Source organism: Salinicola sp. (assembly GCF_982684285.1).
Genome location: NZ_CEXLVS010000457.1, coordinates 1 through 1390, shown reverse-complemented (window position 1 = coordinate 1390; position 1390 = coordinate 1). Strand labels below are relative to the sequence as shown.

2 protein-coding genes are annotated in these 1390 nt (G+C 37.6%); one reads left to right on the top strand and one right to left on the bottom strand.

All coding sequences use genetic code 11. The features are described 5' to 3' along the window. Window positions 1-216: 216 nt before the first annotated feature. Window positions 217-1005 carry a glycosyltransferase gene (locus AC3AYF_RS21025; RefSeq protein WP_487780413.1) on the top strand — a complete coding sequence of 263 codons (789 nt, stop codon included), beginning with the start codon at window positions 217-219 and terminating at the stop codon, window positions 1003-1005. Here AC3AYF_RS21025 and AC3AYF_RS21020 read toward each other — a convergent pair. Then, window positions 1002-1390: hypothetical protein (locus tag AC3AYF_RS21020; RefSeq protein ID WP_487780412.1), on the bottom strand; the 389-nt coding region annotated here is incomplete at its 5' end. The genes AC3AYF_RS21025 and AC3AYF_RS21020 overlap by 4 nt on opposite strands.

Below are 1390 nucleotides of genomic sequence, written 5' to 3'. Positions count from 1 at the left end.
ATTTGTTGCCAACTATTACTATTCCAAAAGTCTTTCATATTTGTATCGGTGAGAGTAGTTCTAAATAAATATTGACGGGACGTGGCAATGATAACGTAACTGTAACAATGTGGTAGGTGTAAATATCACTTTGGCAAGTCATGGCAATGGTAACATGTGTCCTTAAGCCTGAACTTTCAGATGTAAACCTTGTGTGACATGAGTTGGTGAAAAATAATGAATAAAGACGTAGCGATTTTAATCCCACATTACAAAACGTTGAAAATGACGAAATTGTGTTTGGCTCTACTCAAGAAAAATACAGATTTAGCGAGAGCAGAGCTTATCGTCATTGATAATGGCTCAAATGATGATTCATCAGATTATTTAAAATCCTTAGATTGGATAACCTTAATAACAAGGGATAAGGTTGAAGGTGAAAAAGGCGCGATCGCACATAGTAATGCCTTGGATCTTGCTTTAGAAAAAGTGACCACACCTTATTTTTTATCTATTCATACGGATACCTTTGTGACGCATCCCAAGTGGCTAGAATTTTTATTAACACAAATACAATCAGAAGCGTCTTTAGCCGGGGTGGGCTCATGGAAGTTGGAGTTCAAACCTTGGTATAAACGGGTGTTGAAAAGCATAGAGACATTTTGGCAAGAAAAGATCTGGTACCCCCTTATAGGTAAAGGCTATGGCGCGATTGCGGGTAAAGGGGATAATTATTATTACCTGCGCAGTCATTGCGCTCTGTATAAAACGGAGCAGGTAAGAAAATATACCAATGGTTTTAATGATGGTGGTGAGACGGCAGGCAAGGTCATGCATCGAAAACTTGAGGAAAGTGGATTCACCATGAAGTTTTTAGAATCGAGTGAATTATCACGCTATGTCAGACATTTAAATCACGCCACTGCGATTCTCAACCCTGAATTACAGGGTAAAGGCACGGGCAAACCCAAACAGCTCAAACGAATTCAAAAAGAATTACAGGATATTGCTGGAAATCTAATTTAGTCAGCCAATATTTTATATACGCTGGCTTTATTCTGACGTTTTGTTTCTTGGCTATAAATTTGTTCCAGTTTCATCGTGGCTAATAGCTGCTTTATTTTTTTATTTTTGCGTTTTTCCACGACGATTAAATAATCATAGTTGAGATAATTTTTTTCGATCTGATTAAAACTGTTTTGATACGCATCATTATGGTATGAATCAACCCAAACTTTAGATAATGCAGCTTTAGGTTGGTGGCTCTGGTAATAATATTGGATTATTTTATTATCGGTAATGACGGTGCTATTTTCGGGTAAGTTCTGACTGGCCCAAATGGCCGTTTCTTTAATATAGGCTTTGGATCGTGACTGCGTTATACCGCCAACCAAACTGATGAGTAAGACAA